Annotated in this window: 9 protein-coding genes; 4 read left to right on the top strand and 5 right to left on the bottom strand. The window is 72.1% G+C overall.

The window, feature by feature from the left end; all coding sequences use genetic code 11:
• Positions 1-771: 771 nt before the first annotated feature.
• Both VK640_11195 and VK640_11190 read right to left on the bottom strand, forming a co-directional pair.
• Positions 772-1101, bottom strand: coding sequence for an STAS domain-containing protein (locus VK640_11195; protein ID HTE73749.1), 330 nt, complete (start codon positions 1099-1101; stop codon positions 772-774).
• Positions 1102-1359: 258 nt separating this feature from the next.
• Positions 1360-1968 (bottom strand): hypothetical protein, encoded by a 609-nt coding sequence (locus VK640_11190; GenBank protein ID HTE73748.1) that lies wholly within the window; start codon positions 1966-1968, stop codon positions 1360-1362.
• 821 nt (positions 1969-2789) lie between these two features.
• On the opposite strand from VK640_11190, the gene VK640_11185 reads away from it, so the two are divergent.
• Positions 2790-3248, top strand: a complete 459-nt coding sequence (locus tag VK640_11185; GenBank protein ID HTE73747.1) for an ATP-binding protein — start codon at positions 2790-2792, stop codon at positions 3246-3248.
• 42 nt (positions 3249-3290) lie between these two features.
• On the opposite strand, the gene VK640_11180 is transcribed toward VK640_11185, so the two are convergent.
• Together VK640_11180 and VK640_11175 are read right to left on the bottom strand one after the other, a co-directional pair.
• On the bottom strand, positions 3291-3515 hold the full coding sequence (locus tag VK640_11180) for a hypothetical protein (GenBank protein HTE73746.1): 225 nt from the start codon (positions 3513-3515) through the stop codon (positions 3291-3293).
• A 69-nt stretch (positions 3516-3584) separates the two neighbouring features.
• Positions 3585-4109 (bottom strand): DinB family protein, encoded by a 525-nt coding sequence (locus VK640_11175; protein HTE73745.1) that lies wholly within the window; start codon positions 4107-4109, stop codon positions 3585-3587.
• Between the two features lie 81 nt (positions 4110-4190).
• On the opposite strand from VK640_11175, the gene VK640_11170 reads away from it, so the two are divergent.
• Genes VK640_11170 through VK640_11160 form a run of 3 tightly spaced genes read left to right on the top strand, consistent with a single transcriptional unit; the run spans position 4191 to position 6477 of the window.
• On the top strand, positions 4191-5099 hold the full coding sequence (locus tag VK640_11170; GenBank protein ID HTE73744.1) for a pseudouridine-5'-phosphate glycosidase: 909 nt from the start codon (positions 4191-4193) through the stop codon (positions 5097-5099).
• Positions 5096-5998, top strand: coding sequence for a sugar kinase (locus VK640_11165; GenBank protein HTE73743.1), 903 nt, complete (start codon positions 5096-5098; stop codon positions 5996-5998). Before VK640_11170 ends, VK640_11165 begins: the two co-directional genes overlap by 4 nt.
• Positions 5995-6477, top strand: coding sequence for a YbaK/EbsC family protein (locus tag VK640_11160; protein ID HTE73742.1), 483 nt, complete (start codon positions 5995-5997; stop codon positions 6475-6477). The genes VK640_11165 and VK640_11160 overlap by 4 nt, the downstream gene beginning before the upstream one ends.
• Here the strand turns inward: VK640_11160 and VK640_11155 are convergent.
• Complete coding sequence (locus tag VK640_11155) at positions 6455-7810, bottom strand: lanthionine synthetase LanC family protein (GenBank protein ID HTE73741.1); 1356 nt, start codon at positions 7808-7810, stop codon at positions 6455-6457. The two genes, VK640_11160 and VK640_11155, sit on opposite strands and share 23 nt — an antisense overlap.
• Position 7811 lies beyond the last annotated feature (1 nt).

Raw genomic sequence — 7811 nt, 5'->3', positions numbered from 1 at the left:
GCCGGATCCCGGCCTCCACCGGGCAGCGGCTGGCCTGCGACGGGGAGCTGACCACCGTCCTGCTCGACGACCAGGGCGCGGTGCGCGGCCTGCGCACCGAGCGCCGCTACTTCACCGTCCCGCAGCGCCGGGCGATGATCGTCGCGACGGGGACCGCTGCCCCTGGCCGTGGTGCGACCGCCCCGCGACCTGGTCCGACGGCCATCACCTGGTGTGGGCCAGCCGCGGCGGCCCGACCACCGTCGCCAACGGCGCCCTGCCGTGCCCGGCCCACCACACGATGTGCCACGAAGGCGGCTGGACCCTGCACCGGCTCCCCGACGGCCGCTACAGCGCCACCCACCGCGACGGCCGCACCCTCGGACCCGAAGCCCACCCACCCGGCCGCAACCGCCACGGCAGACCATCCCCACGACGCCGACAGGACGAGTGACCCCACCACTCTCTGCCAGAGTGTTCTAACGGCGTGCTGGCGCGACTGGGCGACGCCTCAGCGGGAGGCGATGACTCTTGCGTCCGTGAGCCGTAGGCAGTGGCTACAGCTCACCGGGTCGGCCGGAGATGGCGTCAGCCGCCTGGTCAGGCCGCACACCGTTCGCTGGAGGCCGTCGGTCATCGGGCCGGCCACCTGGTGCACGGTGCGGCTACCGAGGATCCGGGCCGTTGTGAACGCCGAGGCCGTCACCGTCACCACGTCCCCGGGCTGCCTATCGCCGCCCTGTGCCCTTCCTGGGACGCCATCACCCAGCGGCCGCCCGTCGTGGTCCACGGTCACGCGCCCGCGACTGTCACGTTCGGCTCGACAGCGAAGGTCGACTCCAGGCCCATGAGATCAAGTAGTCGGTTCACCCGAGGAGAGCTTCGGGCCAGGACCAGATCGCTGCGTCGCAGGCGGGCGCGCCGCTTAGCCGCCAGCATGGCGTACACCCCAGCACTGTCCATGAAGGTCACGCCGGACAAGTCCAGATGCATGCTGGTCGGCGAGCCGTGGCCGAGATGGTCGGTCATGGCGTCGCGGAACTGCGGCGCGGTCGCCATGTCGATCTCCCCGTTGACGATCATGGTGATGCGCTCAGGCGTGACGAGGCTGATGATCTGCAAAGGTCTTGAAGCGAAGGCCATGCTGCCCCCAGCAAGTGGTCGACCCCAGGGCCGACGTCGCGGCTGACTACTCGCCGCATGGTCGGCGGCCGTGCTCTCGGCCGCTGACGTGACAGTCAATCGTCTGCTCTGCTCGGCAGATCCGCAAGTTGGTCGCTTCCCTCCTATGTCGATCACGGCGGCGGCTTGGCTGGCTCGGCGGCCGGGGACCCAAGCGCGCCCATCGGAAGGCGCCCCTCGCGGTCGGGAGCACGCCCGTCAGGCATCCGGAGCAGCCTGACCATGTGATGGGTCACTCCCAGTCGGTGACGACACGAGGTACGGCCGGGGATCCGCATCGGGCTTCTGCAGCAGGAGCAGCGCTAAGGCCTGGAACTGACCGGGCACCCGGCGGTGAAACTCGTCCAGACACAGCCCGCGAAGCGTCATGAGCCGCTGCAGCTCCATCGGCGACAGCGGCTGGTCCAGCGCCTGCGTCGCACGCCAGAAGTGGCACAGGACATCGGCCGACTGGGTTGACAGCCACTGCCGCAGTTCCGCCTGCGTCTCCGTCCAGCTTGCTCCGGCCAGATCCGGCAGCCCCGACAGTGTCTTGGGTGCCTGCCGTCGACCGTCGAGCAGGCGCGCCACGGGGAAGCCAGCCACCACCAGTCCGGCCAGTCCAACGGTCAGACCGCTGCCCAGGAGCAGGGCGGCGCCATGTCCCGCGAGCACCAGGCCGCCGACGTCGCGTCCCCGCCGGATCGCGGGCCACCAGCGGAACGGCCGGTCACCCCCCGCCAGGTGGCAGCAGTGGAGGGCAATGGCTGCCCCGCCAACCACCACAGCACCCAGTGCGAGCCTTGCGGTGATGGTGGCCAGTGCCACGGCTAGACCGGGGGCCGCCACCCACACCACCAGGCGGCGCCACCGGCTCATCCACGTTGTCCTTGTCACGGCATCACTCCGGAAGATGGGTCAGCACCAACCGATGTTCTCCAGCCGGACCGAGCCCGAGGTCTGTCCGTCATGACGGCGGCCAAACGTCTCCAGGGCTCGCATCGGTGACCCCTGCGCACGATGCTTTCCGTGTCCGGCGTCAGAGGGCGGCCTACTGGTGCCGGCGCCTATGTGGGCGTGTGACGTTTGCCGATGCTCAATCGGGTATCTAGCGGGTCAAGCGTCCAGACGGTCGGCGCAGTCCATATCCGGGCACTGTTCGCCATTCCTCGCATCGGTCGTGTCGACGACCGGGTCCTCAATCTCTCGGCAAGGTGACGCGTGTTCGGTTGGCTCATCCGCAGCTACCTGCTCAACCGCCTCCTTCGGGGTCTGACTGGAACAGGTCGGTCGGCTTACCGGCGCCCGGCCCACTCCGTCCCGCCACGTGCCTTCGCAGGGCGCGGCACAGCCTCACGGCTCGGTCGCGGTGGCTTGGCCGGGCCCATTCCGTACTATTCGACGACGACCCGCCGCGGTACACGGGTCTCGGTGGGCGGCTGCTGCCTTCCGATTCCCCTGGGCTTCCTGGTCGGCGTCTCAGCGGTCACGGTGAGGGTCCTGCACGGGCGCCATCGCGTGTGAACGACTGGTCCGCCGGGAGTCCGTTCCGGAGGTTGTGACCCGCCTTCCGCGTCGGCTGGCGACAGCGATCGCCTGGCTGGCGTAGGTCTCCGGTACCCGGGCACAACCAGCAGGTGATCTCGGACATGAGAGAGGCCCCGCGTGACGAACCCGGTGCGCAAGAGCACTACACGCTTCCTGACGACGTCAGCGCCGCGGGAATCGCCCGAGACAAGGCCCGGCGGTTCGCGCGCAGACTTCGCATGGACTCCGTGGTCGAGCCCCTGACGCTGATCGTTTCCGAGCTGGTCAGCAATGCCGTGCGCCACGGAAAGCCCCCTGTCCAGCTGCTGCTGCGACGTGTCGGCCGTGGGGTGCGGGTGGACGTCCACGACGAGGCGCCGGCGACTGGACCTGCGCACCACGTCGGCGGGCCGACTCGGCTGCCTGGCCCGGACGACGAAGGCGGCCGCGGCCGGTTCCTGGTCGACGCCCTCAGCGCCAGACACGGCGTGGACGAGGTCCCCGACGACGGCAAGGAGGTCTGGGCGGTCATCGAGACCCACCGGCCGGAGGACGACCCTTCGGGTGGACGTCCCGGGTAACCGCGTGCCGACGTGGGCAGCTGCGGAGCCGGCTCATGTCCGTCAGAGCACCGCGCCGCGCGGCGACACCTCCAGGGCGGCGACCCCTCGCCCGTACAGCACGACCAGCCGGTCCCCGTGCCTGGTGCGCAGCACGCCCGAGTCCGACATCAGCGTGGACACGACGTGCTCGGTCAGCTCCTCCTCGGCGGCGGTGCCGGCTTCCTCGTAGGTGACGTCCATGTGGTCGCCCCCGACCAGCCGGACCCGGATCACGAGTGTCGCCATGGACACACCTAACCAGTCGGACCGGTCGGCGACGAGCAGCCGAGCCGCGCCATCACACACACGAAATTGCTAGTCGCCGGTCGACCCGTCGACCAGCTCCCGGACGATGTCGATGTGTCCGTTGTGCCGCGCGTTCTCCTCGACCAGGTGGTGCACGATCCAGCGCAGCGTCAGCGGCTTGCCCTCCCGCATGGTGTGCACGCCGGTCTTGTCGAGGTCCAGACCGGCGATCAGCTCGTCGTGCTCGCGGGCCATCGCCCGGTAGTCCTCGACCACGTCGGCCAGCGGCCAGTCCAGCCGGAAGTGGAACTCGCGGTCCGGGTCGTTCTCGTCGTCCGTCCACGGCCCGACGTCGTCGACGCCGAGGAAGCGGCGCTGGATCCACGACCACTCCACCCACCGCAGGTGGCTGACGATCCCCGAGACCGTCATCAGGGGCGACGTCGCGACCGGCGCCCGGCGGGCGTCCTCGTCGGAGATGCCCTCGCACTTCATCCATGCCGTTCTGCGGGTGTAGTCGAGCATCGTGAGCAACGTGCTGCGGTCGGAGAGGTCACCGTCGGCCGGGTAGTCCGTGCGGGTGTCGTCGGGCATGCGCGTGATCCTTTCCGACCCCGCCGCGGGGTGTCGACCGCATTGGCCGGCGAGCTGGGTCCGGCCCGGTAGCGTTCCCGCGTGCTCACCGTCCTGCCTGAAGTGGCCGACGCGCTCGCGGCCGGCCGCCCCGTCGTCGCCCTCGAGTCGACCATCATCAGCCACGGTCTACCGCGACCGGACAACCTGCGGGTCGCGCGCGAGATCGAGCAGGCCGTACGCAGCGCAGGTGCTGTGCCCGCGACGATCGCCGTGGTGGCCGGGCACGCCCGGGTAGGGCTCGACGACGAGGCCCTCGAGGCGATCGCCACCAGCGACGACGTCGTCAAGGTCAGCACCCGCGACCTGGCCACCCTCGTCGCTCGCGGCGGCAGCGGTGCGACGACGGTCGCGGCGACCTCTCACGTCGCCGCCCGAGCCGGCATCCGGGTCTTCGCCACGGGCGGTTTGGGCGGAGTGCACCGCGACGCACGGAGCACCTGGGACGAGTCCGCCGACCTGCAGTCGCTCGCGACCACGCCGGTCGCCGTCGTCTGCGCCGGGGTGAAGTCGATCCTCGACGTGCCCGCCACGCTCGAGCGCCTCGAGACCCTCGGCGTGCCCGTGCTGGGATTCGGCACCGACTCCTTCCCCGGCTTCTACCTCACCGACTCCGGCCATCCGGTCGACTGGCGGGTCGACAGCCCCGAGGAGGTCGCCGCGGTGATCCGCGCCGCCGACGGCCTCGGCACGGCGGACCGGGGACTGGTCGTCGCCAACCCGGTGCGCGCCGCCGAGCAGGTGGACCCGGACCTGCACGACCGGCTGCTGCACTCGGGGCTGACCGCTGCCGAGCGGGCCGGCGTCACGGGCAAGGACGTCACCCCGTTTCTGCTCGACTGGTTCCACCGCGAGAGCGAGGGCGTCACCCTGACCTCCAACGTGCGCATCGTGCTCCGCAACGCCGACCTCGCGGCGCGAATCGCTGCAGCCCTGGGCCGGATGCCGTGACGGTCCCGGCCGGCACCGAGACGCTGGACGTCGTGGTCGTCGGCGACCTCATGGTCGACGTCCTCGCCGTCATGAGCGGCCCGCTCGCGCGCGGCAGTGACACCCCGTCCCGCATCACGACGGCAGGCGGCGGGTCCGCGGCCAACGTCGCGTCGTGGCTCGCCGAGCTCGGGGTCCGGACGTCGTACGTCGGCAAGGTCGGTGACGACGCGCTGGGACGCGAGTCGGTCGCCGGCCTCACCCTGCGCGGCGTGGACGCGTGGGTGAGCACCGCCGGCGGCCTGACCACCGGCACCTGCGTGGTGCTGGTCGAGCAGGGCGGCGAGCGGTCGATGCTGCCCGACACCGGCGCCAACGCCGCGCTGGTGGCCGATGACCTGCCGCAGCGGCTGTTCCGGCCCGGCGCGCACTTGCACCTGTCCGGCTACACCCTGCTGCACGAGGGGTCGCGGGACGCCGGGCTCACCGCGCTCGCCCTCGCGCAGGCGGCGGACATGACCGTGTCGGTCGACCCGTCCTCGGCCGCGCTGGTCGAGGCTGCGGGGGTCGCGCGGTTCCTCGAGTGGACACGCGGCGTGGACCTGATCCTCGCCAACCAGGAGGAAGCCGCTCTGCTGGCCGGCACCGACGACGTACGGTCGGCGGCGTCGACGCTCGGCGACACCTACCGTGAGGTCGTGGTCAAGCTCGGCCGTGACGGCGCCCAGTGGCAGCAGGGGTTCATCGCGGCCAGCGCCCCCGCCGAGCGGGTGGACATGGTCGACAGCACCGGCGCGGGCGACTCGTTCGCCGCCGGCTTCCTGGCGTCCTGGCTGCTCCACCCGGAGCCCGAGACCGCGCTGGCCGCCGGCAACCGGGTCGCGGCGAGCGCTGTGACCCGGGTCGGAGCCCGGCCGTGACCGGCGGGGCGGGTGCGCAGCGGGCGCTCGCGGCAGCGGAGGCGACCGGTCTGGAGCACCGGGTGGTGCGCCACGGGCCGGTGCGCAGCCTGGCCGAGGCCGCGGCCGCCAGAGGCATGCGGCCCGAACAGGTGGTGAAGTCGCTGGTGGTCCGGCGCGGCGACGACGACTACCTCTTCGTGCTGGTGCCAGGCGACCGCGCGATCTCCTGGCCCAAGCTGCGCGAGCTCCTCGAGGTCAGCCGGCTGTCCATGCCGGACGCGGCGACCGCGCTGGCGGCCACCGGCTACGAGCGCGGCACCATCACGCCCTTCGGCTCGACGACAGCCTGGCCGGTGGTCGCCGACGAGCGCCTGGTCGGCACCGAGATCTCGGTCGGCGGCGGTGCGTCCGGCGTCACGATCGTGGCGGCCGGCGCCGACGTAGTGCGGGTCCTGGACGCGACCGTGGCCGACGTCACCGATCCGGAGCCGGCCTGACGCCGGAGGCGCGCAGCCGCTCCGGCAGCGCCCACCAGCTGTCCGGCCGGTCGACGACGGGAGCATCCATGCCCTCCTCCATGACCCGCGCCAGCCGGAACAGGAAGGCGGCGATGCCCATCGCCCCCTGCATCCAGCCCGGTGACGGGTCCAGCAACGGCTCCTCGTTGCGGTGCTCCAGGAACCGCCACCGCGCACCGTCGTCGTCACGGACGACCCGCTCGAGCAGCGCGTCGCCCAGCCGCCCCGCGAAGTCGAGGTAAGCCCGCTCGGCGCCGCCGACCCGTTGCGCCGCGTCGAGGAACACGTCGCCCACGCCCGCGGTGCCGCAGCACCGCCCGTCGTTGTCCCAGAAGCCCGGTCTCAGCCGCTCCGGTATCCCCGACGTCATGATCGACCGGAGGCAGCGCTGCCACCACTCCTCCACCACGACACCGGCCACTCGTTCGACACCTGCCCGCTGGAGCGCCGGCCAGAGGTAGGAGGTCCCGGCCGGGCCGTGGCACCAGGTGAACGTGACGAGCTCGACGTCGGGGTTCGTGTGCGGGTCCATGGTCGGCAGCAGGAACCCGTCCTCGGCGAGGTCCGCGAGGGCGACCAGGTGCTCGGCGCCGCGCACCGCCGCGTCGCGGAGGTCCGTACGTCCGAGCTGCTCGGCGGCGATCGCCAAGGCAGCGGCGACACCGGCGGTGCCGTGCGAGTAGTTGGGCATCCGGGCCCGCTCGGACCGTGGGACACCCACCTGCATCGGCCAGTCGAGACCGGTCGACCGCTCGTCGGCAGCGTCCAGCATGGCCTGCCCGCCGGCAGCGACCACCGCCGACGCGTCCGCACCGCCGGCCCAACGGGCGGCCATCGTGATGCCCGCCGACCCCAGGACCAGGTCGGTGACGGGCACCGGCTCCCCGCCCGCGGTCAATGGCGCGGACCAGCCGGCCGGCGTCGCGCGAGCGGCCAGCAACGACAGCGGCGCGTCCACGTCTCCGGCGTCCCCGAGCAGCCGCAGAGCCGTCACATCGCCGGCCAGCCCGAAGTACAGCGACGGGTCGGTGTGCTGCGGTGCGTGGTCGAGCAGGCGGCGACGTACCGCCTCGGCGAGGTCCTCCTCCCCCGCGGTCAACGGCCGGGTCAGCCGGATCTCGGCGAACAGCAGGGCGAAGGCGCCCACCCCCTGGTAGAGGCTGTCCCGGTCGTCGGAGAGCTGCGGCTCCGGCGGCGAGCCGTCGGACGGCACCCGGTCCGGGAACCACGGCCCCTCGTCGCCGCAGACCTGGCCTAGCACCCACGACACCGCCGCCTCGGCGGTGTCGCGGTAGTCCGCGGCATGGGCCATG

Source organism: Actinomycetes bacterium (assembly GCA_035489715.1).
Lineage (GTDB): Bacteria > Actinomycetota > Actinomycetes > JACCUZ01 > JACCUZ01 > DATHAP01.
Note: the sequence above shows the minus strand (reverse complement) of the source record. Positions and strands in the feature narration are given on the sequence as shown.

Coding starts and splice junctions, on each gene's coding strand:
- VK640_11180 (HTE73746.1), bottom strand. CDS start 3,515: ATGGCGACACTCGTGATCCGGGTCCGGCTGGTCGGGGGCGACCACATG.
- VK640_11175 (HTE73745.1), bottom strand. CDS start 4,109: ATGCCCGACGACACCCGCACGGACTACCCGGCCGACGGTGACCTCTCC.
- VK640_11155 (HTE73741.1), bottom strand. CDS start 7,810: ATGGCCCATGCCGCGGACTACCGCGACACCGCCGAGGCGGCGGTGTCG.
- VK640_11185 (HTE73747.1), top strand. CDS start 2,790: ATGAGAGAGGCCCCGCGTGACGAACCCGGTGCGCAAGAGCACTACACG.